28 protein-coding genes are annotated in these 23444 nt (G+C 65.7%); 22 read left to right on the top strand and 6 right to left on the bottom strand.

The window, feature by feature from the left end; genetic code table 11:
• The first annotated feature begins 69 nt into the window (after positions 1-69).
• The 4 genes from AB0323_RS11135 to AB0323_RS11120 all read left to right on the top strand — a co-directional run bounded on the left by AB0323_RS11135 (position 70) and on the right by AB0323_RS11120 (position 2028).
• Positions 70-477 carry a hypothetical protein gene (locus tag AB0323_RS11135; RefSeq protein ID WP_366177369.1) on the top strand — a complete coding sequence of 136 codons (408 nt, stop codon included), beginning with the start codon at positions 70-72 and terminating at the stop codon, positions 475-477.
• A 170-nt stretch (positions 478-647) separates the two neighbouring features.
• On the top strand, positions 648-1175 hold the full coding sequence (locus tag AB0323_RS11130) for a hypothetical protein (protein WP_366177368.1): 528 nt from the start codon (positions 648-650) through the stop codon (positions 1173-1175).
• Positions 1176-1391: 216 nt separating this feature from the next.
• Positions 1392-1694: a hypothetical protein gene (locus AB0323_RS11125; protein WP_366177367.1), complete on the top strand. Its 303-nt coding sequence runs from the start codon at positions 1392-1394 to the stop codon at positions 1692-1694.
• Positions 1687-2028, top strand: a complete 342-nt coding sequence (locus AB0323_RS11120) for a hypothetical protein (RefSeq protein ID WP_256248803.1) — start codon at positions 1687-1689, stop codon at positions 2026-2028. Before AB0323_RS11125 ends, AB0323_RS11120 begins: the two co-directional genes overlap by 8 nt.
• Positions 2029-2098: 70 nt before the next feature.
• Here AB0323_RS11120 and AB0323_RS11115 read toward each other — a convergent pair whose 3' ends face one another.
• Positions 2099-2656: a LysM peptidoglycan-binding domain-containing protein gene (locus tag AB0323_RS11115; RefSeq protein WP_056387469.1), complete on the bottom strand. Its 558-nt coding sequence runs from the start codon at positions 2654-2656 to the stop codon at positions 2099-2101.
• Between the two features lie 171 nt (positions 2657-2827).
• Here AB0323_RS11115 and AB0323_RS11110 point away from each other — a divergent pair, with 171 nt between their 5' ends.
• From AB0323_RS11110 to AB0323_RS11030, 17 genes are all read left to right on the top strand, one after another.
• Entirely contained in the window at positions 2828-3772 is a 945-nt protein-coding gene (locus AB0323_RS11110; RefSeq protein ID WP_366177366.1) for a hypothetical protein, read from the top strand.
• Positions 3773-3861: 89 nt separating this feature from the next.
• Complete coding sequence (locus AB0323_RS11105; RefSeq protein WP_366177365.1) at positions 3862-4941, top strand: hypothetical protein; 1080 nt, start codon at positions 3862-3864, stop codon at positions 4939-4941.
• A 220-nt stretch (positions 4942-5161) separates the two neighbouring features.
• A complete protein-coding gene (locus AB0323_RS11100; RefSeq protein ID WP_366177364.1) occupies positions 5162-6406 on the top strand; it encodes a MoxR family ATPase in 1245 nt (414 codons plus the stop codon).
• 103 nt (positions 6407-6509) lie between these two features.
• Positions 6510-8201: a hypothetical protein gene (locus AB0323_RS11095; RefSeq protein ID WP_366177363.1), complete on the top strand. Its 1692-nt coding sequence runs from the start codon at positions 6510-6512 to the stop codon at positions 8199-8201.
• Between the two features lie 147 nt (positions 8202-8348).
• Positions 8349-10292 (top strand): AAA family ATPase, encoded by a 1944-nt coding sequence (locus AB0323_RS11090; protein ID WP_366177362.1) that lies wholly within the window; start codon positions 8349-8351, stop codon positions 10290-10292.
• 107 nt (positions 10293-10399) lie between these two features.
• Positions 10400-10609 (top strand): hypothetical protein, encoded by a 210-nt coding sequence (locus AB0323_RS11085; protein WP_133830737.1) that lies wholly within the window; start codon positions 10400-10402, stop codon positions 10607-10609.
• Positions 10610-10936: 327 nt separating this feature from the next.
• Positions 10937-13726, top strand: a complete 2790-nt coding sequence (locus tag AB0323_RS11080; RefSeq protein WP_366177361.1) for an AAA family ATPase — start codon at positions 10937-10939, stop codon at positions 13724-13726.
• A gap of 108 nt (positions 13727-13834) precedes the next feature.
• Positions 13835-14455, top strand: coding sequence for a hypothetical protein (locus AB0323_RS11075; RefSeq protein ID WP_366177360.1), 621 nt, complete (start codon positions 13835-13837; stop codon positions 14453-14455).
• A gap of 62 nt (positions 14456-14517) precedes the next feature.
• Positions 14518-15459 carry a hypothetical protein gene (locus tag AB0323_RS11070; protein WP_366177359.1) on the top strand — a complete coding sequence of 314 codons (942 nt, stop codon included), beginning with the start codon at positions 14518-14520 and terminating at the stop codon, positions 15457-15459.
• A gap of 36 nt (positions 15460-15495) precedes the next feature.
• On the top strand, positions 15496-16197 hold the full coding sequence (locus tag AB0323_RS11065; protein ID WP_366177358.1) for a hypothetical protein: 702 nt from the start codon (positions 15496-15498) through the stop codon (positions 16195-16197).
• A 2-nt stretch (positions 16198-16199) separates the two neighbouring features.
• The gene (locus AB0323_RS11060) at positions 16200-16463 is read left to right on the top strand and encodes a hypothetical protein (RefSeq protein WP_366177357.1); all 264 of its coding nucleotides are present in this window, start codon (positions 16200-16202) and stop codon (positions 16461-16463) included.
• Positions 16460-16744 carry a hypothetical protein gene (locus AB0323_RS11055; protein ID WP_366177356.1) on the top strand — a complete coding sequence of 95 codons (285 nt, stop codon included), beginning with the start codon at positions 16460-16462 and terminating at the stop codon, positions 16742-16744. The genes AB0323_RS11060 and AB0323_RS11055 overlap by 4 nt, the downstream gene beginning before the upstream one ends.
• A 28-nt stretch (positions 16745-16772) precedes the next feature.
• A complete protein-coding gene (locus AB0323_RS11050; protein WP_366177355.1) occupies positions 16773-17267 on the top strand; it encodes a hypothetical protein in 495 nt (164 codons plus the stop codon).
• A 157-nt stretch (positions 17268-17424) separates the two neighbouring features.
• Positions 17425-17796, top strand: coding sequence for a hypothetical protein (locus AB0323_RS11045; RefSeq protein ID WP_056387433.1), 372 nt, complete (start codon positions 17425-17427; stop codon positions 17794-17796).
• Positions 17789-18295 carry a hypothetical protein gene (locus AB0323_RS11040; protein ID WP_366177354.1) on the top strand — a complete coding sequence of 169 codons (507 nt, stop codon included), beginning with the start codon at positions 17789-17791 and terminating at the stop codon, positions 18293-18295. The genes AB0323_RS11045 and AB0323_RS11040 overlap by 8 nt, the downstream gene beginning before the upstream one ends.
• A 54-nt stretch (positions 18296-18349) precedes the next feature.
• Positions 18350-18691 carry a hypothetical protein gene (locus AB0323_RS11035; RefSeq protein WP_197521582.1) on the top strand — a complete coding sequence of 114 codons (342 nt, stop codon included), beginning with the start codon at positions 18350-18352 and terminating at the stop codon, positions 18689-18691.
• A gap of 11 nt (positions 18692-18702) precedes the next feature.
• Entirely contained in the window at positions 18703-18945 is a 243-nt protein-coding gene (locus AB0323_RS11030; protein WP_366177353.1) for a hypothetical protein, read from the top strand.
• A gap of 70 nt (positions 18946-19015) precedes the next feature.
• Here the strand turns inward: AB0323_RS11030 and AB0323_RS11025 are convergent, their stop codons facing one another.
• Both AB0323_RS11025 and AB0323_RS11020 read right to left on the bottom strand, forming a co-directional pair.
• A complete protein-coding gene (locus AB0323_RS11025; protein WP_056387420.1) occupies positions 19016-19795 on the bottom strand; it encodes a hypothetical protein in 780 nt (259 codons plus the stop codon).
• Between the two features lie 28 nt (positions 19796-19823).
• Positions 19824-20885: an ATP-dependent DNA ligase gene (locus tag AB0323_RS11020; protein ID WP_366177352.1), complete on the bottom strand. Its 1062-nt coding sequence runs from the start codon at positions 20883-20885 to the stop codon at positions 19824-19826.
• Between the two features lie 111 nt (positions 20886-20996).
• Between AB0323_RS11020 and AB0323_RS11015 the strand changes: the two genes are divergently transcribed.
• Positions 20997-21371 carry a hypothetical protein gene (locus tag AB0323_RS11015; protein ID WP_366177351.1) on the top strand — a complete coding sequence of 125 codons (375 nt, stop codon included), beginning with the start codon at positions 20997-20999 and terminating at the stop codon, positions 21369-21371.
• Between the two features lie 10 nt (positions 21372-21381).
• Here the strand turns inward: AB0323_RS11015 and AB0323_RS11010 are convergent, their stop codons facing one another.
• The 3 genes from AB0323_RS11010 to AB0323_RS11000 form a co-directional block, all read right to left on the bottom strand.
• Positions 21382-22437, bottom strand: a complete 1056-nt coding sequence (locus tag AB0323_RS11010; protein WP_366177350.1) for a hypothetical protein — start codon at positions 22435-22437, stop codon at positions 21382-21384.
• Positions 22438-22581: 144 nt separating this feature from the next.
• Positions 22582-22953 (bottom strand): HU family DNA-binding protein, encoded by a 372-nt coding sequence (locus AB0323_RS11005; RefSeq protein WP_056388141.1) that lies wholly within the window; start codon positions 22951-22953, stop codon positions 22582-22584.
• Between the two features lie 109 nt (positions 22954-23062).
• On the bottom strand, positions 23063-23428 hold the full coding sequence (locus tag AB0323_RS11000) for a hypothetical protein (protein WP_366177349.1): 366 nt from the start codon (positions 23426-23428) through the stop codon (positions 23063-23065).
• Positions 23429-23444: the final 16 nt, after the last annotated feature.

The raw sequence follows: 23444 nt of genomic DNA, 5'->3' as shown, positions 1-23444 counted from the left end.
AAGGTGTCGTCGCGTGCACCGTTCGCCTCGATGACTTCATGTCTGAAATCACGAGGAGGATCCAGCTCCGTGACCATCGCCCAGCGACTAGAACGCTTGTTCGCGGAGACGGCGGGACCACACGGTCGCCCCGTCACCCTGCAGGAAATCGTCCAGAGAATGGAGCAGCGCGGCATCTCCTCGATGTCGCTCAGCTACCTGCAGCAACTGCGCAAGGGGGAGGCCCACAATCCCCGCCTGCAGCACCTCCGAGCCCTGGCCGACGCCTTCGACGTCCCCCTGTCCTACTTCCTGGAGGAGAACGAGCCAGACAGCGCCACCGAGCAGGAGCTGACCCCGCAGGAGCGCACCATCGCCCTGCGTGTGCACGGGCTCAGCGACGGCGCACTGGCCAGCATCCGGGCCATTGTGGAACTGGCGCGCAAGAGCGAGCAGCTCGACGAGCCTCCCAAGAGCCCTGATTCCGCTCAAGACTGATCCCGCCGCGGGGTCCCACCACCCTGCGGACGTCTTCCTCGTGCCGGCGTTTTGGTATTTGAGTGGAATCTTTTCCACTCCTGTGGCAGGATGGGAACCATAGCCCGGCGATTCCGTACATCGTGATGTCCCGCCGGACTAAGGTGGTCACGCCCGTGAAGGAGCATCAGATGGTCGATATGCAGCCCCCCTCCGACGAGTTCCGCGGATTCGACGAGGCCCGGTCGATCATGTGGTGCTACGAAGCCCGCTCACGCACCTATGCCCGTCTGAGCCAGACGAACTTTCTCGCCAACGACCCCGTGGCCGCCGTGCATGTCGAGAACACCTCCCGCGCCGACCGCGTCTTTCTCACCGCCTTCGACCGCTCCGGCGGGCTGCTGTTCGGCGACACGCTTTACATCGACGACCCGACACAGCGGCTCGACGTCACACCCGAGTTCGACCACGACTTCACCGGTATGACCGTCGCCTCTGGCTCCGAACTTGAGGAAGCCGTCGAACGCGAGAACGGCTGGGTGGTCAACCTGGATGCCCTGCGCGACTACGACCCGCTGGAGGACCGCCGGACCACGCAGCGCGCGGTGCTCCTGGCGCACCTCGGAGACATGATGGCCAGCGGCCAGGCCCGGGGTTTCCTGTTTGACAAGCACGACGCTGCCGAGGATCCCGGTGAGGCCGACACCGACGCCGCCTGAGCGCGGCGCAGCACTTCTTCCGGCGCTCGATCGACCCCGCCCGGCTTCGGCCGAGGCGGGTCTTTTGCTTCCCTGGGGAACCGGTGGAAAAGACCGTGGACCGGCTCACGCCGGTCCCGGGGGTCGTTCCGTGGTGGTCGCAGCCGCGCGGTGCGCGGCGCGGCCACCGTTACCGAATCGTCTGTTCTTGAGAGCCACGACCCACAGGAGTAGCCCATGACCGTCCCTCTCCGCGCAGCCCAGCTGCCCGTCAAGTACGAACGGGCCGAAGGCTCCGCCCGGCACGGCCGGACCATCTACGAAGTCGCCGGCTCCGGGCTCTACCAGGTGACTGCGGCCAGGGAAGAGTTCGCCGTCTCGACACTCACGCAGTCGGGATGGACGGAGCTGATCGCGCTCGACGAAGGCGACGGGGTCTCGAACGTCCTGGAGGCGATGCAGATCTGGCTGGACATCCAGACCCCGTCGCCCCCGGCCGGCGACAGCGCCGCAGGGCAAGGCGGCGGTGCCGATGACTGACCCGACCGGAACGATGGCAAGCCTCACCGAGAAGGCCGCAGCCGCTGTCGTCACCTCCCGGGGCCTCACCCATGAGGACGGGGAGTCCGCCCTCGCAGCCCTCGGCTGGGCCCAGGGCGCGGCGATCACCCACGAGGACGCGTTCCGGGCCTTCACCCGGGCCCTGATCGACGAACTCGGCGTGCCGGACCTCCTCGCCGCCAAGATCGAGCTGCTCGCCGAGTACAAGCTCGACTACCCCCAGGACTACGCGCCGGACGACGTCGCCCGCATGCAGGCCGAGCTAGCGCGGCTGCGATCGCTGCAGCAGATGCTTGCAGGACCTGCCGACTGACCGTTTCCGGACACAGCAAGAGGCCCGGACTGCGCTGAAGGTCGGCGCAGTCCGGGCCCCAGGCCTGCTCTCACGCCGTGGGCGGGATGAGCAGCGAGGCCCCGGCGTAGATGAGATTCGGATCCTGGATCCGGTTCTTCTCGACCAGGGCCCCGATCGGCACTCCGGTCTCCGCCGAGATCTCCGTGAGGGTGTCACCCCACTGGATCACATACACCCGCGGCTGTGGCTTCGGCTCGGGGACCTGCGCCGGCTTGTCCTCGTCGCCCTTGCCCGACGCTGAGGTGCCCGAACCCTGGCCGTCCGCAGAGCTGCCGTTACCGGCCTTGGCCTCGAAGGCGTCCGGGACCCCGTTGCGGTCCCGGTCCGGCAAGGTCACCGTCACGGTGCCCTCCTCGTGCTGGGAAGCTGCCGCCGCATCGCTCGCCGGGCTCCGGTCAGCAGTGAGGAGCTGCGTCGCGCCCCAGCCGGCGAACAGCAGCGCGCCACCGGCCATGATCCCGGCCGCCAGCACCGGTCCACCGCCATAGCCCAGGGGCCCAAGCCGGTCCCGCCGCTGCACCGCCACCCGGGCCGGGGGAGCCGCATCAGCGACCTTCTCCTCGGGCCTGTGCATCGTATCCGTCATCCCTGTCCCTCTCTATCCAGTTCACCATTTGTGACCATTCGAGTCCTCATGCACATTCTACTCGTAGCCCAGTGCATCTTGATAGAATAGGAGAAGGGATAGACGAGTCATAGACCAGTCCGACGGGCCGCCACGAACCACCGAATCACTCAACAGAAGGAACCCACCACCATGGCCAACTACTCCATCTCCGCCAACCAGCTCACCGAGGGCACCAGCGTTTTCATCCGCGGCAAGCTCGCCTTCGCCCGGCTGACCAGCCTCATCGAGGGTGCTGCCCTCGCCGCCAGCGACCAGCGCAAGGTCCAGAACGGCATGAGCCCCGTGGGCAAGCCGCACACCACGGCGACGATCACCGAGGCCGAGGTGCAGTTCGCCGACCCGGCGAACCCCACGGTCGAGGAGCAGTTCGTCTCCGAGCGCCGCTACACCTCGAAGAAGAACCCAGCCTCGGGCGCGAACTACTCGATCGACTCCAAGGGCACGAACCTGCCGATCATCGCGATCCCGTCCGAGAAGGGTGATGGCACCTACGACCAGGACACCTCCGGCCAGGAGCTGGCACAGGGACTGGACGTGACGCTCGTGCTCCGCGTCTACAAGCCGAAGAACTTCGCCAACCGCGGCCTGTCGCTCGACCAGGTGATTGTGCACGAGACCCCGCGCTACTACAACGCCGGCGGCGTCGCCAGCGGGGAGCTCGCGGCCCGCGGCATCGTCTTCAACGCCCCGCCCCGCGCGGTCCAGGCCCAGCCGGGCTCGGGCTCCGCCGTCGGCAACGGCGAGGAGCCGGTCGCCACCGAGGTCGAGGACGGCTTGTCCTTCCCGGCCCCGCAGCCCGCCGTCGCGGCTCCGGTCCCCGCCCAGACCCACGCGCAGGTCCTGACCGAACCGGTCGCGGTGACTCCGCAGGCGGCCCCTGCCGTGGCTCCGGTTGCCGCCCCGGTCCCCGCGGTGCAGCCGCAGCAGGAGACGCCCGAGCAGAAGCTCGCCCGCCTCGAGCGTGAGAACGCCGAGTTGAAGAACGCGGGCTCCGCCGTGGGTGCTCCCGCCGGCCAGGGCCCATGGGGCGGCTCCGGCGATGCCCAGCAGGCCGGCATCACCTACCAGGGCTGATACAAGGCCGATCCGACCGACCGAACCCCCAGACGAGACCCCCGTGCAGGCATCCATGCCGTACGGGGGTCTCGTCTTTCAGGGCCGGGGTGCAACCCGGCCCTGTTTTCATCCGCTCCCGACAAGAAGGCATTGATGTGACCGCCGTCGATCCCCGCGCGATCTTCCCCAGCTTCTATGACAACCCCGCGATTCGCGCCCTGGCGACCGCCTGCCGCTGGACCATCTCCGGCCGGCTCGGCGAGCTCGACGACGAGGACTCCGGCCGCAAGGCACCGATCGATGTGCGGCACCTGCTCGACGGCTGCAATCCGGGCTGCCGCCACGCAGGCCCCCTGCGCGGAGCTTTCGCCCTGGACGCGACCTGCCTGCTCACCCTCGACCAGATGGCCGACACACTGCCGAACGCGGCGAACGCTGCCTTCTACCTGCAGGCCCCCTCCGACGGTCTGATCGTGATCGACGTCGAACCCGGTTGCCCGCCGGACGTGGCAGCAGACATCCTGCGCCTGCCCGGAATCCTGTACTCGGAGCTGTCGATGTCGGGCCGGGGCTTCCACCTGGTCGCCCCGCTGCCCGCCAACCTCCACGACTTCCCGATCGCCGCTGACAAGCGCGTCCTGCGCGAGGAGCATGGCTGGTACGAGATCCTCCTGGACCATTGGTGCACGTTCACCCGCAACCCAGTGCCGCAGCGGATCGTCGAACACGTTGCGGCGCGACCAGCCTCCGACCGGTTCTCTTCGGTGGCGGACCTGTATGCAGACCTCGCCGCCAAGGCCAAGCCGAGCATCAGCATCCCCTCGACCGCCGTCGGCACCGACGGCGAAATGCCCGACATCCCGTACGCCGAGGCCATCGTCGAGCAGACACTCGCCGGCTCCCGCGACCGGCTGAAGACGCCCGAGGACTTCGACAACGACCGCTCCCGCTGGGAGTTCTCCGTCCTGGGTGTCCTCTACACCGGCATGCAGCTGCCGTTGCGCACCTACAGGTCCTTCGGCGCGCAGTTCTCCTCCGGTGACGAGGCCTGGCTGCTGTACAAGACCTCGCTGGCGGTGATCGAGCCGCGGCCCAAGCACGCCCAGATGCGCAACGGCAGGCCGTTCCTGCTGGACCGTGCCGCTGCCCTGGTGGCGGCACGGGAAGCCTCCGCCGAGGCGGGGTGAACCTTCGGGGGTTGCCCATCGGTTTGGCGGTGGAACAAGGACTGGATCGGGCGGAGCCCGATCGGGGATGGGGAGGCGGTGGGCTTCTGAGCCCGACCGCCCCCGTCACCGGGCCTTGTGGCCCTGCTTCCGACATGTCCCGTACGGCGCTCAGCCCTGCCGTGGGTCCGTCTCCCGTCTCACCTGCTCACAGCTCACCCACGACCAGAAAGACATTCCCATGAAGTTCAACGACACCCTGACGACTCTGATCCAGCAGTCCCTCGAGGTCGGGGCCACGCCCGCGCTCATGGGCGAGCCCGGCATCGGCAAGTCCTCCTTCGTCGAGGCCCTCGCCTACTCGATGGGCACCAAAGCCTTCGTCCTGCCCTGCAACCAGCTCGCCGACAAGGCCGACCTCACCGGCGCGCGCCTGGTGCCCTACGAGAAGACCGACGGGACACAGTCCTACAAGCAGGTTTTTTACCCACACCAGGTCATCCAGGAGTGCATCGACTACGCGCTGGAGAACCCGCGCGAGTGGCCGATCCTCTTCCTCGACGAGATCAACCGCACGACCTCCGACGTAACCTCCGGCGCGCTCACCCTGGTGACCCTGCGGCGCATGGGACACATCGAACTGCCGGAGAACGTCCGCCTCATCGTGGCGGGCAACGACAAGGGCAACGTCACGACTCTCGACGAGGCCTCGCTGTCGCGCTTCGCGATCTTCCACGTCGAGCCCGATGCGACGACCCTCATGTCCGTCCTCGGTGACGCGCTCAACCCCTGGGTGAAGAAAGTCCTCACCCAGCACCCCGGACTCATCTTCCAGAAGTCGACACCGAACTCCATCGTGGCCGACGGCCGCGATGACGACGATGACGACGGCAACGTCACCATGGCCGAGCTGTTCGACGGCGGCGAGGAGATGAACCAGCTCACCACGCCGCGCACCATCGACCACCTCTCGCGGTGGCTGAACCGCGTCGACCGCCAGGAGCTGGCAAGCCACCTGGCGACCCCGGTCCAGATCGGCGGCCGCGACACCTCGCTGCTCAACGAGGCGATCGAGGCCTTCACCGGCGACACCATGTTCACCACCCAGCTTGTGGCGGTCATCGCCGAAGACCTCGCATCGAACTCGGGCGGCCCGGCACACAACCGCGTCAACGTGCCCAAGCCGAACTGCTACGCGACCCTGAAGTCCGCGGGCACGGTCACCGACCTCGCCGCGCAGATCTCGGGCCTGACCCAGAACGAGGTCTCCGGCTCGCTGCTCTACGCGATGAAGGAGAAGGAGGACAACTCGCGCCTCATCGAGCAGCTGGCGCAGGCCGCCGTCCAGATTGAGCCGGAGCACACGCGCACCCTGTTCGAGCTGGTGACCACCGGGCAGTTCGACCGGCAGAACCTGGAGGCCTTCCTCGAGGTCGACTCGCCGATCGTGGCCGCGGTCAAGCCGTCCCTGTCGGCCTTCCTCTGAGCCGACCCGGCACTGGGCGGCGGGGGACGCCACCGGCTCCGTTCCGGAGCGTCCCCCGCCATCCCACAACACCCGTCGCCTCAGACCGCATTAGGAGACCACGATGACGATCACCGTCACGAACCAGAAGCCGGCGGTGCTCGACGCCCTGCACACGATCTCGTGCACGGGCGACTACGACCCCATGCCGGCCATCCAGAAGGTCCTGGTCGACCCGCTGCTGGAGCCGCTGAACCCCAGCGCTCCGGCGAGCATCGTCGACGGCTCGGGCCACGACATCACCGGCGACGTCCTGGACATCGTCATGCGCTGCCTCGGCGAGACGATGGACCCGGCCGCCGAGAAGAACGCCAAGGCGCTGCTCGGGCAGACCATGGTCAGCTATGACCAGGGCACGCCCCTGCCGGTGGGCGAACTGTTCGCTGTCCAGGCCGGGCAGCAGAACAAGTGGCCCGCGCCGTCAGCCCGGGTGATCTACACCGCCCAGAATGACGTCATCCCCGCGGCCAAGGGTCTGCTCGCAGGCTCCGCCAACGAGAGCGCCTTCTTCGCCTCCGTCGCCTACACCTACCACCCGAATACCCTCGGGTTCTGGTTCCAGTCCTCTGCCGCGTTCGACGGCTTCAAGATCTGGCTGAGCCAGCAGGTGCAAACGATGGCCGGCGCGAACGCGATGCCGGCGGACACCCTCCGGCTGCTGAACGACTTCGCGAACCTCTCGCTCAAGGGGCTGACCGAATCGCTGCTGCTGCGCAAGGACGACTCCGACGGCAACGACGAGTTCTCTTTCGCCCGGCTGGTCATCCGCATGCTGATGACTTACGTCGACCAGCAGCGCAAGGCCGCCTCAACAGGCGCGGCCGCCCTCGACACCGGCATCATGCCGTTTACCGTCGGGGAGCTGTTCTGCCCGCGGTCGCTGGTCCTGGTCAACGTCGAGGCCCACGCCCGCGCCACCGCCACGAAGGTAACGGGGGAGTGGAACCTCATCAACCAGTCCCTCGCCTCGCCCGTGAAAGTCGTCTCCAACGCCGCGCTGTCCAAGCTGACCTCGCTCCCGCGAGCAGCTGCCAGGGCCGCTGCCATGGGCGCACGGCAGCAGCCGGGACAGCCGGGCTCGCGCTCGGCCCAGGTGAAGTTCCGCAAGGCCCCGCCCACGAAGCTGGACCTGTTCAAGGACATCACCCGGGTGCTCAAGCGCATGGGCAAGGTCAACAAGTCCCAGAACGTCTACCGGACGACGAAGACGACCTTCCTCAAGGCCAATCGCCGCAACCCGGACGACTTCAACAAGCCGGGCCGGATCACCTCGGTGCAGTACATGCCCGACCTGCACGTCTTCATCGACACCTCCGGGTCGATCTCCGAGGAGAACTACCAGGAGGCGGTGCTGATGCTCATCCGGATCGCCAAGAAGCTCAACGTCAACCTGTACTTCAACTCCTTCAGTCACATGCTCTCCGAGGAGACGCTGCTGAAGGTCGAGAACAAGTCGACGCGGCAGATCTGGCAGGAGTTCCGGAAGGTGCCCAAGGTCACCGGCGGCACCGAGTTCAAGCAGGTGTGGGACTACATCAACGCCTCCACGGTGCGCAAGCGCCGGCTGTCGCTGATGATCACCGACTTCGAGTGGTCTCCGCCCTCGAGGCGCGAGGAGCACCCGCCGAACGTCTACTACGCCCCGTGCTCGGCCATGGACTGGAAGTACATGGTCCGTTCCGCCGAGGCGTACGCGAACGGCATGCAGCACATCGACCCGAGCATCCGGCAGAAGCTGCTGGGCATGGTCCTCTGATCCTGCTCCCGGCCACAGGGGAGACGCCGACCGGCCGAGCCGGCCGGCGTCTCCTCCTCCCTCAGACCTACCCATAACCCTGCCGGGAATCCCGGCGCGCCCACCCAGCGCGCCGCCCGGCGAACCACACCGAAGGAGGGACCCGCGATGGGCCTCAACAACTTCACGTCGGGCTCCGACGACGACACGAACAGCGGCGGCACGCCTCCGAGCTTCCCGCCCATGGGCGGCATCCCCAGCCAGGGCGGCCAGTCCGACGACGCCGTCAAGGAGCTTCTCGTCGACTACAACGAGAAGTTCAAGAACGCCGACCCGACGATGTTCCGCGACGCGCTCATCGAGCAGGTCCTCTCCTTCCTGATCAGCCGAAACAAGCCGAATGTGCTCCTGAAGGGCTCCGCGGGCGTTGGTAAGACCCGGATCGTCGAGGACATCGCCCGCCGGATCGCCCTGGGCGACACCCTCATCCCCGACCAGCTCAAGGGCTTCACCGTCTACGAGCTGCCCATCACCAACCTCGTCGCCGGCTCCGGCATCGTCGGGCAGCTGGAGGAGAAGGTCCAGGCCGTCATCGACTTCGCCTCAGACCCCAAGAACAAGGTCATCCTGTTCATGGACGAGATCCACCAGATCACCGGTGGATCCACCTCCCACACCGACTCGGTGCTACGAAAGGTCTCGCAGGTGCTCAAGCCTGCCCTGGCCCGCGGCGACATGCGCGTCATCGGTGCCACCACCTCCACCGAGTCCCGGGCCTTCGACGACGACCCTGCCTTCGCGCGGCGCTTCACCCCGCTCATCGTCGACGAACTGACCGTCGAGCAGACCCTCACAGTGCTCGGCAGTGTCCGTCCGGGCCTGGTGGCGCACTACCGCCACCAGATCGCGGTCTCTGACGACGTCCTGGCGGAGACGGTCCGGATCGCGGAGGAGAACTCCCGTGCCGGGCAGCACCGCCCCGACAGCGCCATCACGCTGCTGGACCGGGCGATGGCCGACCGTGTGCTGGAGCAGAAGAAGCTCATCGTCCAGGCCGAGGCAGCCGGAGACACTGCACTCGTAAACACCCTGCGGTCGATCCCGCAAGTGCCGCTGACTACCAAGCGCGTCCTGGACGTGGCCAAGCGTCTGATGACCGGAAACGCCCAGCGCCCGGAGTTCGACGTCGCAACCCTCCGGGCGACCCTGCTGGGCCGCCTGCGCGGACAGGACGACGTGCTCCAGAAGCTCGTGGACCGCCTGGCCCGCGAGGAGCTGGACCTGTTCCCGACGTCGACCCCGACAACCTGGATGCTCGCCGGAGCCTCGGGCGTGGGCAAGACCGAGACCGCGAAGATCATTGCGGAGCAGATGACCGGCACCGAGCCGATCATCCTAAACATGACGGAGTTCCACACTCCCTCGGACACCGCGAAGATCGTCGGGGCACCTCCCGGCTACGTGGGCTCGGACTCCAACCGCGAGCTGCCGTTCGACACGCTCGAGTCCAACCCCCACCGGGTGATCCTGCTCGACGAGTTCGAGAAGGCGGACAAAGCCGTGCAGCGGCTGTTCCTCTCGGCCTTCGACGAGGGCTACATCCGCAACGCCCACGGCAAGGTGCTGGACTTCTCCAAGGCGCTGGTGATCTGCACGACCAACGCCGCGCGGGAAGCCTTGAACCGCAAGCCGGTCGGCTTCGGCTCGGCCCCGCCGGCGGTCTCCCACCGGTCCCTGACCAAGGAGCTGGCTCAGTTCTTCGACGCAGAGCTGCTCGGGCGGTTCTCACTCGTCGTGGGTTTCAACCCGGTTGACGAGCAGGCCTACCGGGAGATCCTCGCGGCGGAGTACAGCCGCCAGCGCGAACGGATCCTGGACGCCAGGCCCCGCCTGGGCCAGACACTGCCCGCGTCGATTCCCGACGACGAGCTGCGTGCCGTCGCCGAGGAAACCTACGTCGACTCCCAGGGTGCGCGTCCGGCCGGCAAGGCCGTGCGCGTGTGGATCGAGGACCGGCTGCTCGCCGCCCAGGCTGCGTCGGCTGCGTCGACTGCATTCATCCCACCCGCTGCCGCCGTCTCCGACGAGCCGGAGGCGCTGGCCGTCGATTGATCCCGGCACCACACTGCGTTCGAGCGCCCCTGTCCCGGATACCCGGGGTGGGGGCGCTCGTGCGTGCGCGTACCGCGTTCGAACACAGGAAGAAGGACGTCACTGCCATGACCACCACGACCACCACCGCCGTCGGCACAGTCCGTGCGGCACAGCCCGAAGACAGGAGCGAGCAGATCTGCGACGACGCACTGCTGCTGGTCTCCGCCCACTCGGCGGACGCGGCCGACTGCCGTGATCTCGCACTCATGCTCGGCCTTGTCGAGGTGGACCCCTCCGGGTCCGTCACCAAGGCCAATCCCTGGAACGCCGACTGAAGGTGCTTCCCGCCGGGCCTACCCAAGAGGTGAGCCTGCGATTGACCGCCGCGCGCATGGGTAGCGCGCGGTGTCCGGGTCCGCGGGGCTGACGCCGCCGCGCCCGGATTCAGGGGCCTCACGGCCCCTGACGGGTGGGTTGAGAGGAGCGCGGGAGGGCTCGTCGCCAGAGGCGAGCCCTCCCGCTCTCATGCCCGCGCCCGTGACCCAAGCGCTCGTCACGAGCATTCGACTGACCATTTGTCTCCTGTGAGAATGGTCTATGCGGCTTCCATTCGACAAACCCTCTCGACCCGCCTACTGATTCGTTCGAAGAAAGACGACACCATGCCTATTCTGCTTGATGACATCGACCTTTCCGCAGCCGCCGTCGCTGCCCAGAAGACCGTCGACCCGAAGTTCTTCTCCTCGCGCCTGACCGGGTCCGGCAAGAAGACCGGCCTGCTCAATGAGAGCCTGCGGCCGATCAACACTGCGACCAACACCGCCTACGCGGTTGACCGCGACATCGAGGTCAAGCAGAGCTCGACCCACCACGACATCACCACCGCGCTGGTGCCGCTGGCCCCGATCACGCGCCGCTCCCTGCTCTCGGGCGGGTCGTTCACGCTGCCGGTACCGCATGTCGATGACCGCTTCGAGCTCGACATCGCCACGCCGACCAATTCCTGGGACGTGCACTTCGACATGACCCCCCAGGCCCTGACCGTGTACGAGGACAAGTCCGGCGACAAGATCCGCCGTGACCTGGTGATCCAGTACCGCCTGGAGCTCTACTTCCTCAAGCAGGGCTTGGCCCAGCCCGAGCGCGCCGTATCGGTGTCCCGCTCCATCGGCTACGGCAACCACGACGCGGCGGTGTTCCTGCAGTGGGACACCAGCCCCGCAGAGAATGCCCGCGACGTCATCGAGGATGTGCTCTCGGCCGCAGGGTTGAGTGCCACCAACCTCGACAAGCTCGCCGACTGGATGGACGAGTACCCGATCTACGAGCGCATCACGCGCCTGGCCCAGATCTGGGACTCCGAGGCCATCTCGGACGCCGTCTGCCAGTACGTGCAGGACATGCCGGCCAGCCCCACCGAGGAGCAGCTGAACATGCTCGCGGTGCAGCTGCGCTACCTGGAGAACTACAACGTCCCGCTGGAGGCCTACCGCCGGATCCACCAGCAGCTGGACAGCACGTTCTCCGCGCCGATCGCGGCGAAGCTGTCCAAGCAGAACCTCAGCCTGCTGATGAACCACACCCTCGACCACCTGGAGCGCATGAAGGGCCAGCTCATCACGCCGCCCCAGCCGGCCACGGCCCCGGTCTTCCCGCCGCACCTGTCCAAGCAGCAGCTCGACGCGCTCAGCACGCACGAGCCGCTCGTGATGACGCAGGCCGGCGCGGGCACAGGCAAGTCGACCGTGATCCTCGAGCGCATCAAGTACCTCGAGACCTGCGGGGTGCCCGCCAGCGACATCACCGTCCTGTCGTTCACCAACGCCGCCGCCGACAACATCACGGAGAAGAACCCGAACGTCGGCTCGATGACGATCGCCAAGATGATCATCGACATCTATTCGATGAACCACCCGACCCACAAGGTCTCGGCCATCGACACGATCATCAACTCGATCGACATCTTCTACCCGAACAGCCAGTTCGCGGCGACGTTCCGACACCGCCTGCTGGAGGTCGACCAGAACAAGACCGGCGCGTTCACGGCCCTGAACACCTTCGTCGAGAACCACTTCGACGAGGTGATCGCGCTTCTCGACCGCATCGAGCAGACCTCGCTGGAGCTGCAGATCATCATCTGCTACCAGAAGATCGATGACATGTCCGAGCCTGCCCACGTGCAGAGCAAGTACCTGATCATCGACGAGGTCCAGGACAACTCGGTCTTCGAGTTCATCTACGTGCTGAAGTACATCACCAAGCACGCCCAGTCGCTGTTCATCGTCGGCGACGCCAGCCAGACGCTGTACGAGTTCCGCTCGGCCAACCCGAGGGCGCTCAACACGCTGGAGGGCTCGGGGGTCTTCGCGACCTTCCGGCTCACGACGAATTACCGGAGCAACCAGGAGATTCTCGACTTCGCGAACGTCGTGCTTGGCGGTCTGGAGACCAACCAGTTCGCCAACATTCAGCTGCAGGCCAACTCGCTGGCGGTGCCCACGGCCGACTCCTTCCAGGAGAAGGTCACCCTCAACTACCACGAGGTGGCCCGCCTGACCGGCTTCATCGCCAACGACCTGCAGCCGCTCGTGCGCAACACGGTGATCCCGGAGTACGTTCAGGCCTGCCTGGACCGCGGCGAGCAGGTGGCCTTCCTGGCCTACGCCCGCCGTGAGGTGGCGCTGATCCAGGAAGTGCTCGAGAAGGCCTACCCGAACAAGCACGTGGCCTCGCTCGTCAGCGACCGCGTCTACGCCACGGACATCTTCTCGAAGTACATCAAGTTCTTCTGGAACGACGTCCTGCAGGTGCAGCCGGCCAACGCCTCGTTCGTGGTCTCCCAGGGGATCAAGGACAACATGGGCAAGCTGACGAAGAATGCCGGAGACGTCAACGTCGAGAAGGCAATCCTGCGCACCATCTCCGAGTGGTGGGTCGAGAACAGCGCCGCGATCAACGGCTGGGTGGCCCTGTGCAACCAGGGCAGCCTGCCTACGAACGTGTTCTTTGACCGGCTCCGCGACAACCTCCTGTCCTTCGAGATCACGCGCAACCAGCAGAAGCTGAACGTGAACAAGCAGAAGAACCAGGAGCGCAAGCGGAAGAACCTCGAGTCCAAGGCCGATCTCGTCGTCTCGACGATCCACGGTGCCAAGGGCCTCGAGTTCGACAACGTCGTCGTCCTCTACAAGGAGGACGCGAAGATGACCCAGGACACCAAGCGGATGTTCTACGTCGCGTTCACACGCGCCATGAAGAGCCAGTACGTGCTCTCCTACGGCACAGCGAAGAACCCGCCGATCCAGAGCAGCTACGAGCAGATCGTCAACGCCCTCACCGAGCGTGACGAGAAGAACGCGCAGCGCGCTGCGGGCATCGACCCGACCTTTCTGGTCGACGACGAGGACGCCGGTACCGCCGGCGACCAGCAGCAGATCGCAGAGGCCGTCTGACCGACGGCACCGGCGCGGGCGCTCCACCTCCACGAGAGGTCCGGAGCGCCCGCGCCTCCTGCTTCCCATCCCACACACACAGTCAATGCAGCTTCGAAGGAGCACGCCATGACCGCCACTGGAATCCAGGCCGGCTCAGAGGAGCTCGTGCCGGGCCCCGACAGCGCCTACGACCTGGTCATCTGCCACGACGACCGGATCGTCTTCCACGACCACTACCCCTCGCCAGCGTTCCGGCTGCGCATGTGCGCGCAGCTGCTGACCGCCTCGGACGTCGTCCTGGGCGCAATCGACGCCTCCGCCGCGAACGAAGTGCACGAGCTGTACCAGGCCAGCTCCGGGCAGTGGGAGAGCGCCCCGGACAGCGTGGTCAACGCCATCGCCAAGCTCTGCCGCCGATGGGGCGTCCAGGTCTACGTGAGCACGACCCGCAAGAAGACCGAGGCTCCCGCCGCACTCTATTCGGTGATCACCGAATACGGCCCCGGACAGACCGTCGCCGAGCACTTCACCTCCAGAGACGCCCGCCGGGCCAGCCTCATCGAGCGTGCCGACATGTTCTTCAGCTCCCGCGGCAGCATCCCCGAGCGGGTGCTGGCCGATGAGCAGCGCCTCGCCGCGCTCGTGGGTGCGTTTCTCATGCCCGCCACCGTGCTCCTCACCGAGGCCGTGCTCGACGAGGCCGACGGCCACTACAAGCCCTCCGGCCGGCCACTGCCGATCCTCTGAGCCCCGCCCGGGCGGACGGCCCCGACCACAACCCTGACCAGCAGACCCGGAAGGGACCCGCCATGTCCGCACCTGACACCGTCAAGCCCCAGAACCCGTACGCCCGCACGTACGCCGACTTTCTCGCCCAGACCCGGGAGCACGTCCTCGTCGTTCTGCACGACGAGGACCTCTACCGCCACTTCAGGATCCAAGCCCCAGGGACCCGCATGTGGTCCTGGGACGTCACTACCTGGCCCGGCCACCTGGCCACCAGCGGCGACATCGCCGACGGCTACATGTTCACCCGAGAACCCGACATGATCGGGTTCTTCGCGTCGGCCGGCAAGAGCGAGGGCTACTACTCCGACGGTGCGCCAAGCATCGACTTCCGCTACTGGGCCGAGAAACTCTGCGGCGGCCGCTCCCGCGAAGTAAAGCAGTACGACCCGGATCTCTTCATCCAGCTGGTGCGGGAGCACCTCGAAGAAAGCGACGGGCTCGGCACCGAGGCCCAGGAGGTCCACCATCAACAGTTGGCGCTGCTGGCGCGCCTGCACGAACTGCGCGGCCTTGACGGGGACGCACAGTTGGCGCTCTTCGAGGCCCACTGGACCGCCCAGGAGCACCTCGCGGCCACCGGCACCGTGCTGAACCACGAGCGCCGGAACGCGGCCGCTGCCGCGCGTGCTGCCCTCTGGAGCACCGACGGCATCCCCGACGAGAAGTTCGACCGGCTCACAGAGGAACACAACTGGATGGAGCTCGCCGACATCGAGGTCCCACGACATTCCCCTGCCGAGCGGCGCATGAAAATCATCGAAGACGCCAGCTGGCACGCCGACAGTGAGTCGGAGGCCCACAAATGGCTGGCTGAGCACGAGGACACCGTCGGCTCCGACACCTGGGAGTGGGACCTGCGCGACTGGGACATCCACTTCCTGTTCACCTGCTACTGCATCGACCTGGCCGTGCGCCTCTACCGCGAGCACGCCGCCGCGAAGACACAGCAATCCGCAGCCTGAGCCGACCCCACCCACATCCCGACCCAAGGAGAACCCATGAGCGCCGATATGCTCACCGCGGCCATCGCCGTCCCGGCCGACCGTACCAAGCCGATCGACTTCGAACGTGGCCGCCTGATGGTCGAGGAGACCGCGGGCCCTGAATCGTTCCGGTTCGACGACCCCGAGTCCCAGCTCGAGGAGCTGGTCGAGGACTTCGACCCCGACGTGCACCTGGACGCCGAGGGCGAGCCGACCCCGGAGGTCATCAAGCGCGTCGGCCGCAGGATCATCGACGAGCTCGAAGAGGCGCTGGACTCCAGCGACACGGACACCATCGAGGTCGCCGGCTACCGGTTGTACCTCTCCGGCGGACTCTCCTCGGGCGATTCCCCCACCGACGCCGCCGACGCGATCTGGCACGCCCACCACCTGCCGGTGACCGTCCTGCTTGCCATGGAATTCATCCCCGACTGCCGCAGGCCGCTGTCCCGGACCAACGGCAACCCCGGACCTGTGACCGACACCGACATCGTCGACGCCATTGCCCTCGGCCTCGGCACCAAGCCGGAGTGGTCCGGTGCCGACGAACTGGAGTGGATCGCCAACGCGATCGGCTCCGTCCGGCCGCACCCGGGAGACCGGGACCCTGCCGAGTACCACGCGGAGTTCACGGAGCAGCACGGCTTCGATCCGGTCGACGACAACTTTCTCATCGGCTATGTCAGCCAGTACGACAACCAGGAAGGCGGGGACTGACCTTGGCCAGCGGTGTTTTCATCCTCTGCGCGTGCTGCGCCCTCAAGCTCGCGAACGACGACGAGTCGGCCTGCCGCGACTACCACGGCCACGACCACGCTCCGCTGCAGGTGCCGGCTGGCACCGCGATCACCCAGGGTCCCCACGAATGGGCCGGCTCTCTCGAACTGACCTGCCATGGCCATGAAGACGGGACCATCCAGCCCCTCGGGGAGTACTGGGTGGCCCAGCCCGGTCCCGCACCGACCGAAGAAGGAGTGCGATGAGCAGCCGGACACCAGTGCCCGATGCCCTCTTCGACGCCGATCTCTGCCAGCCTCTCGGCCGCGAGGACTGGGTTGACCGCTTCGACTGGGTGATCATCGACAGGCGCGTCGTGCACGCCCCTGTCACCTGGACATGGACGTGTCCCACATGCGGAGAGTCCGGCGTCATGCCCGATGGTCCCGACCCGCTGGCAGTCCCGCACGGGTCACAGCATGCTGCAGGACTTTTCGGGACGATCGTCCCGCTCGACGTCGAGGCCGAGCGTCCGTCCACTGAATAGCCTCACCGCCCGGAAGGAGGGGCCCACCATGACAGAAATCAGCACTGCCACGACCGCGGTCCTCTCGCCGGCCGTGATCGTCGACATCGACGGGACGGTCGCCACGCACACACTTCCCGACGGACGCTTCATCAGGGGACACCACGAGTACCGGCTCGTCCCCTGGGACCTGCCCAACCCGCCAGTGATCGAAACCGTGCGCGCCCTGCACGCTGCCGGACTTGAGATCGTGTTCTGCTCCGGCAGGCCGGTCCTGGACGACAACGGCTGGGACGTCGGCCGCGCGACCTACGCCTGGCTCATCGAACATGTGGGGGAGTGGACCGCCAGCTGCGCTCTGTTCATGCGCGGACAGGGCGACCGCCGGCCGGACGACATCGTCAAGCCCGAGATCTACGAGGCCTTCATCCGCGGGCGGTGGGACGTCCGGCTCGCGCTGGATGACCGGCCCAGGGTGATCCGCGCCTGGCAGGCCCTCGGCGTGCCGGTGTTCGACGTCCAGCCCGGCTCGGGCGAGTTCTGATGCATGGCCCGCGCCCTCGACCCGCAGTGGGCCGCAGGGCGCGGGCCTGCTTCTCTTCAACTGCCCCGCTACGCCATTCCCCAGCGACTCAGTGTCCATCAGGAATGGTGGGATATGAGGCACTGGCATCCCATTCGACCACGAATAGACTGGAACCATGACTGACGACAAGACCCCCCAGGCCCCGCGCGAGGGCTCCCTGCCGAAGTTCTCCGTGAACGTCGCCCCGACCCAGAAGATTACCGCCGCCGACCTGGGCACCCTGCTCGAGCGCTTCCGCGCCGGGGATGCCGAGCCCCTGATCTTCGGTGACGGGAACGTCCCCGAGGCCGCCGTAATCCCGTTCGCCGACTTCGTCGACCTGCTCCGGCGGGTCCACGCCGACGAGACTGCCTTCCAGGCCGAGCTCTCCCGCCGCATCCGTGCCTCCGACGCCTCCGAGGAGCCCGGCCTGACCCTCGATGAGCTCGGCGATGAGCTGGGCGAGCCGGCCCGGTCAATGATCCGCAAGGTGCTCGACGATGACTGAGGGGCTGCGGATCAAGGTCCATCTCAGCCCCGGGGCCCGCCAGGACATCGAACGGCTCAACCAGCGCGCCCTGAAGAATCCGCACAGCCGGGACGAGGCGCTCCTTGAGGCCACCATCGTCATGCTCCACCGGCTCAACGGCCGCCGTCACCCGACTAAGCCGCTGGACTACGACTCCCGCTTTGCCGACCTCTCCGACTGCGACACAACCTACGTCGGTGCGGACCCCCATGAGAAGCCGCCGCTGCGCATCGTCTCACGCGACGTCAGGCCCGAGCCGCCCGGCGGCATCACCCGGCGCGAGATCGTCGCCATCGGCGCACGCCGCGACAGTGAGGTCTACCGGACAGCCGGCCAGCGCCTCGGGCGGCCCGTCGGGGTCACCCTCGACCAGCTCGCCGCCCAGCGCCGCGCATCCTCGGCGAAGAACCATGCCCCGCAGGCGGGCAGGGGGCTCGACACACCCGCACCAGTCGGTGCAGACCTCGAGTTCGACTGACCATTGGGCCTCGTTTCTGTTCGTCATTCAGCCTTTCTCATAGAATGGACATGAATGATGATTCGATGGAGACGGGATGAAGTGATGCACGACTACGACACGGACCACCAGACCTGGGATCCGGCAGTCGCGGAACCACGCCGGGGGATGAGCCCGCGGGCGCAGCTGACAATCCGCCGGAGCCTTGCCCTGGCGATCGCCCTGGGAATGGCCTACGGCATCTTCCATGTGGTCTTCCGCACCGATGTTCTTGCGCCGGTGCTCGCGTACGCCGAACCCGTCAAAGACGGGATCACATGGGTGATCGAGGACCCGAAGCGGGCCTGGCTGGCCTTCGCCGTGCTCGTCATCCCGCACATCGGGCTCTACTACCTGCTGTTCGAGGACCGGAAATGAGGGGACTGGCCATGCTCAGGAACACCAGAACGATCGTGGGGCTGTGCGCGCTCAGCGGAGTCTCGGTCACCGCCGTCATCGGCTGGGCTACCGGCTTCTTCGCCTGGGCCGTGGGTTCCGTCCGTAGCCTGTGGGATGGCTTCGTCGCCTTCCTCAACTCGCCGTTCAGCTGGGAGCACCTCGCCGCCGGCGCGGGCGTGCTGCTCATCCCGATCATCATCATCGTCGTGATCTTCGCCATCGCGGATAACTGAGTCGCGCGGCATCTTTTGCAGAACCCGCTCCGGCCGCCGATTCTTGCTTCAGCGGGTACAAATTGGCTGCTTAGGCCCGCGACAGCTCGGAATGCCGCTCGAGGCTGTACCGGATCAAATCCATAGCCGGGGTAAGGGCCCAGACAAGCAGCCTCATGGTCGGCCGGTTTTCCTTGGCGATGACATCATCCGGCAGAGAAGTTGACTGCGCCGGCTTCAGCACGGCATCCGCGGCCCAGCGCCTGCCGTGGGCAAAACCCGAGCACAGCTGCCATACGGACAAGGCGGACGTCCTGGGCACCAGGTCGCGGACCTGCGTGAGTATGTGCGTGCTGCTGGGGAGAATCAACTTTCCAGCGGCCCCCGAGGCATCGAGAATAGCCTGCAGTTGCGCCTTGTCGCTGTCGAAGTCCGGAAGCGTTCCCTGAAGATTCGGATGGCGACGTGCCAGTTCGCTGTACGCAGTCTCGCGGTCTTTGGCTACCTTCAGCGACAGAGACAGCGAACGAACTATCCTGGTCGCCTGTTCTTCTGGCGCTGAAATCCAGGCGGCCTGTGCGGCGCACTCAATGGCTGCCCTGACCAGCGAGAACGGGGCAAGAGTATGTGATGCTCCGGCACCAAGCATGATGCTGTCCAGCGCGTGCAAATGATCGATCGCGCTGACTACCGCATTGGCGATGTTGTGCGACGCCTGGTGGGGTTTGATGAGCCCATCGTCCTGCGCCAGACGGCTTCCGGCTTCCGGGATCCACGCCTCGTGGGAATCCCGGAAGCCCAGCCAGGTCCTCAGCTCCTGAAAATACGAGTCGGCAATCTCGAACTCTTCAGGTTCATCTTCTCGTCGCATGACTCCATTCTTCACATGGCTACATTCTTTATCGCCAGGCACGCTGGAAGCCTTCCGGGAGGGATACTTCCGTCGGCGACAACTCAGGCCTGACCCGCATGAGGCGGACTGAATGCCGGAATGCCTGACCCGACCAGGCTATGTCGGCCGAGACTTCAACCACCAACGGCTCCACCAAAGTCAAGCGAGTGGTGCCGCCCTCCTTGGTGAAGCGGTCCAGCACCCGTTCGCTGATTTCCTCCGGCCATGGATGCCTTCCCCGGGGAGGACGAAGATATGTGGCCAGATCCCTTCCCGCACGAGCCGTCAAGGACGTGGACTGGCCGACAATCCGCAGCCGTCCGTGTACCGGCAAACCCACCACCGCTGCCCGCGGGTGCGCCATGGGACCTATGACCGCCGCAAGAACCACATCAAGGGCGCTTCTGCTCTTGACCTTCAGCCAAATCCGCCGGGGCTCGTACGTCTGCCCTTCACCCTTGATCACAATTCCTTCCACGCCCGTGGCGGTCATGTCACTGAACCATGTGGCCGCCAGGGCCCGGTCGCTGGTCACCGGTGACAGATGCAGTGGCGGAATCCACCCGCGCGCCAGTTCCTCGAGCAGAGCCCGGCGATCCCGGAATTGAAGCCCGCGGGTATCCTGCCCGGCCACTGCCAGGACGTCGAAGGCTATCAGCGAGGCAGGGCTTTTCATCACGAGCTCCGCAAGAGCCGCCTTTGAGCTCACCAGGCGCATCTGCAGCGCATCGAAATCCAGACGGCCGCCGGACCACACCACAACTTCGCCGTCGACAACACAGCCCGGAGGGATCTGCTCACGCACGGAAGCCAACACGTCCGGAAAGTACCTGCTCAGATCCTTGCCCTGTCTGCTGTACAGCCACGCCCCATCCGAACCGACCAGGCACACTGCCCGGAAACCGTCGAACTTCATCTCAAAGACTGAGCCGCCGGACAGTGCGTCACCGCGTGGAATCGACTCCACGGCCTTGGCCAAAGCAAGGGCAACAGGAGGATGCAGGGCGGCCGGCAAACCTTCGAACATCGTGGGCACAGCGTAAGCCCAGCGAAGCAGGGGTGGAATCAAGGCTTCCTCCCGGCTGGATGCAGCACCAAGCACCGGGAAGCGTCACAGCAAAGCTGTGACCGGGTCCTTCTTCGATCAGGGAAACCAACCACATTCGAAACAGGAGTCGTCATGTCCACTGAAGCTGTTACAAACCCCGCTGGGTCTGCCGGGACTGCCGATGGCCGGCGCTACAAGGAACCCACCTCACAGCAGATTGAAGATGCAGCGGCCCTGATGTTCCTGGCGGCGACAAGGAAAGCTCTGCGGGACCAGCAGCACATCTGGGATGTCGAACTGGAGTTGGAAGTCACCTACACCGTACACAACCAGCGCAGGTACTTCGTACACGCCAGCACCCGTACAGGTGAAAGCCTCACGGGCCCACACGGTGTTCTCGTGCATCCGGCCAACGGAACTGCGGAAACGGCTGCCTGGAGCATTGCCGCAGAGGCTCGCAATGCAACGGCAAAACGCCGGCAAAAGGCGGCCATCAAGATTGCGTGACTACTGGCCTTTACCGGGGCGGGGCTTCCGCGCGACCTTCTGGCGTGGCTTGTGTTTTGTCACTGCCGATCTTTAGCCAGAACCAACCGACATACCAAAGAATCGCCGCCAGCCCGATCACAAAGCTGCCAAGCAACACTATCTTGGCCAAGACGTCCAAGCCCTTGGGCTCAAAGGCCATCATGACCAAAGGTACGAGGATCCCCAACGAGAGAACGCCCAGCATCCACATCGCCGCAGCCACACCCACAGGCTTGCCGACGCGGGCCAGCTCTTCATCCAAGCGGTCCCGCTCGGCAACAGCAGCCCGCAGTTGCGTCCGAAGATCGGCCTCAGCGCGGATTTCCTCATCCCGGTGTCGCACTTCGGCTGCGATCGCCCAGCCCGGTCTCAACGCCGATGCCAGATTTGTGTAGTCGAGGAGATCTCTAGATCCAAGAATCGATATTGCGGGAGGATTTGGCAGGAAGGCACGCCGGTGCTTGAATGCCTGTTCATAAATATCCTGGTCGGCGTCCGTGATTTCCAGACCGCGCTCGACGAGATCTGCAAGGTCAAGATTCCTGGTATCGCCTTTTCGGAGCTTCAAGTTGATGGCCTGCACTGCATTTTGCACCCGTTGCCGGAGTGCAACCGCGTATGGTCTGAGCTCTTCCTCTGTTGTTCCCCGTGGCAGGTGGTCCTGGATCAGGGCATCAAGGTCCAGAGCCGGCTCTTCAAGCAGTTTTTCCACTGCCACTCCGTAAAAGCTGCTCTTCGCCCTGTCAAACCGAATCCGCTGCGCGTCTTCCAGATCCGCCTCGATGTGTACGATGCGACCAACTGCCGCATCCACAAGCCTCCGGATTCCCTCCCGTTCGCTGGAGATCGCAACAAGCCGGCTGACAAGAAAACCTCCAATGATGGCGACGAGGACAGCCGACGCCTGGCTGAGGGCGGACAACAAAGTGCTCGGGTCCCAGTCCTGTTCCGCCGACCTGACAATCACGCTAAATGGATCGCATTGCACCACTGACTGGAGCAATGGCACATGGGAGGTACAGGTGAGGAATTCAGACGAGATCACCGAGCGATCATAAGCGAGCCCTGACGATGCGCCGTGCACAGGGACCGGTCTTGGCACCTGCAGCCCCTTACGGACAGAAGAACCCCGGTGATGCTTCCGCATCGCCGGGGTTCTTCTTTTTTTCTGTCAGCAGCTGCCCGTCGTCTATCCCGCCACCCGGGCAAGGACCTCCTCAGCCTCGTCAAATTCATCGATCAGCCTCAAGGTCTCCTGGCCGCCCAGGTCAGTGTCCGGATCGAGCCGTCGATTGATGCTGCGTGACGCTGAGAACTTCAGCACCGAGTAGTCATCCACGTCCTTCTTGCCGAACCGGACCTTGTGGCCTTTGTGCGTCTGCCGGGCGAAGCGGCCAAAGCCGGTGAGCACGACGGTGTCTCCACGGCGCACGGCGTCGGTGAGCTCCGCGATGAGCGACTCGTACACCTCACTCACCACCCTTATCGGCTGTCCGCTGCGGCCGGCCACCTTCGAGATGAATCCACGCTTGCTGATCCGCGGATGAACCGTCGTCTTCATGCCCGCACCTTTGTCCTATCATCCCTCGTCTTCCGCTTCCTGCTTGAAAACCAGTTTATCCGACAGGCCTGTCGAAAAGCGATCCACAGACCTGTCGGTATTCATTCAACTAAAGCTCGAAATCCAGATCAATGGACTGGCGGTCGTCCTTGTACTCGTAGTCAACTGACTCAATAATCGACCGGGTCTTCGGATCGCGCCGTGTGCTGACGATCTTGTCGTGGGACTCGTCGAACCGCTGCTGGTCGGCGATCCGGTGGGCCGCGTTGAGCTTGGCGTTGATGTTCTTGTCGCCGAACTCCATCATCGAGCTCACGGAGGACTTCGCACCCTGCTTGGTTGCGTTGACGTTCTTCTTGTTCTGCGCACGCTGCTGCTCCCAGCGACCGCGGTCCTCGGGCGTGACGTACCCGAACATCTGGGCGAGCCGGGAACCGTACTGCTCCTGCTGCTCTACCTGCTGGTCGTCGCTCATGGTCCTGTCTCCTTCT

Source organism: Arthrobacter sp. NPDC080031, assembly GCF_040702485.1.
Taxonomy (GTDB): Bacteria; Actinomycetota; Actinomycetes; order Actinomycetales; family Micrococcaceae; genus Arthrobacter.
Note: the sequence above shows the minus strand (reverse complement) of the source record. Positions and strands in the feature narration are given on the sequence as shown.

Coding starts and splice junctions, on each gene's coding strand:
- AB0323_RS11130 (WP_366177368.1), top strand. CDS start 648: ATGGTCGATATGCAGCCCCCCTCCGACGAGTTCCGCGGATTCGACGAG.
- AB0323_RS11125 (WP_366177367.1), top strand. CDS start 1,392: ATGACCGTCCCTCTCCGCGCAGCCCAGCTGCCCGTCAAGTACGAACGG.
- AB0323_RS11120 (WP_256248803.1), top strand. CDS start 1,687: ATGACTGACCCGACCGGAACGATGGCAAGCCTCACCGAGAAGGCCGCA.
- AB0323_RS11115 (WP_056387469.1), bottom strand. CDS start 2,656: ATGACGGATACGATGCACAGGCCCGAGGAGAAGGTCGCTGATGCGGCT.
- AB0323_RS11110 (WP_366177366.1), top strand. CDS start 2,828: ATGGCCAACTACTCCATCTCCGCCAACCAGCTCACCGAGGGCACCAGC.
- AB0323_RS11100 (WP_366177364.1), top strand. CDS start 5,162: ATGAAGTTCAACGACACCCTGACGACTCTGATCCAGCAGTCCCTCGAG.
- AB0323_RS11095 (WP_366177363.1), top strand. CDS start 6,510: ATGACGATCACCGTCACGAACCAGAAGCCGGCGGTGCTCGACGCCCTG.
- AB0323_RS11090 (WP_366177362.1), top strand. CDS start 8,349: ATGGGCCTCAACAACTTCACGTCGGGCTCCGACGACGACACGAACAGC.
- AB0323_RS11085 (WP_133830737.1), top strand. CDS start 10,400: ATGACCACCACGACCACCACCGCCGTCGGCACAGTCCGTGCGGCACAG.
- AB0323_RS11080 (WP_366177361.1), top strand. CDS start 10,937: ATGCCTATTCTGCTTGATGACATCGACCTTTCCGCAGCCGCCGTCGCT.
- AB0323_RS11075 (WP_366177360.1), top strand. CDS start 13,835: ATGACCGCCACTGGAATCCAGGCCGGCTCAGAGGAGCTCGTGCCGGGC.
- AB0323_RS11070 (WP_366177359.1), top strand. CDS start 14,518: ATGTCCGCACCTGACACCGTCAAGCCCCAGAACCCGTACGCCCGCACG.
- AB0323_RS11065 (WP_366177358.1), top strand. CDS start 15,496: ATGAGCGCCGATATGCTCACCGCGGCCATCGCCGTCCCGGCCGACCGT.
- AB0323_RS11055 (WP_366177356.1), top strand. CDS start 16,460: ATGAGCAGCCGGACACCAGTGCCCGATGCCCTCTTCGACGCCGATCTC.
- AB0323_RS11050 (WP_366177355.1), top strand. CDS start 16,773: ATGACAGAAATCAGCACTGCCACGACCGCGGTCCTCTCGCCGGCCGTG.
- AB0323_RS11045 (WP_056387433.1), top strand. CDS start 17,425: ATGACTGACGACAAGACCCCCCAGGCCCCGCGCGAGGGCTCCCTGCCG.
- AB0323_RS11040 (WP_366177354.1), top strand. CDS start 17,789: ATGACTGAGGGGCTGCGGATCAAGGTCCATCTCAGCCCCGGGGCCCGC.
- AB0323_RS11035 (WP_197521582.1), top strand. CDS start 18,350: ATGATGATTCGATGGAGACGGGATGAAGTGATGCACGACTACGACACG.
- AB0323_RS11030 (WP_366177353.1), top strand. CDS start 18,703: ATGCTCAGGAACACCAGAACGATCGTGGGGCTGTGCGCGCTCAGCGGA.
- AB0323_RS11025 (WP_056387420.1), bottom strand. CDS start 19,795: ATGCGACGAGAAGATGAACCTGAAGAGTTCGAGATTGCCGACTCGTAT.
- AB0323_RS11015 (WP_366177351.1), top strand. CDS start 20,997: ATGTCCACTGAAGCTGTTACAAACCCCGCTGGGTCTGCCGGGACTGCC.
- AB0323_RS11005 (WP_056388141.1), bottom strand. CDS start 22,953: ATGAAGACGACGGTTCATCCGCGGATCAGCAAGCGTGGATTCATCTCG.
- AB0323_RS11000 (WP_366177349.1), bottom strand. CDS start 23,428: ATGAGCGACGACCAGCAGGTAGAGCAGCAGGAGCAGTACGGTTCCCGG.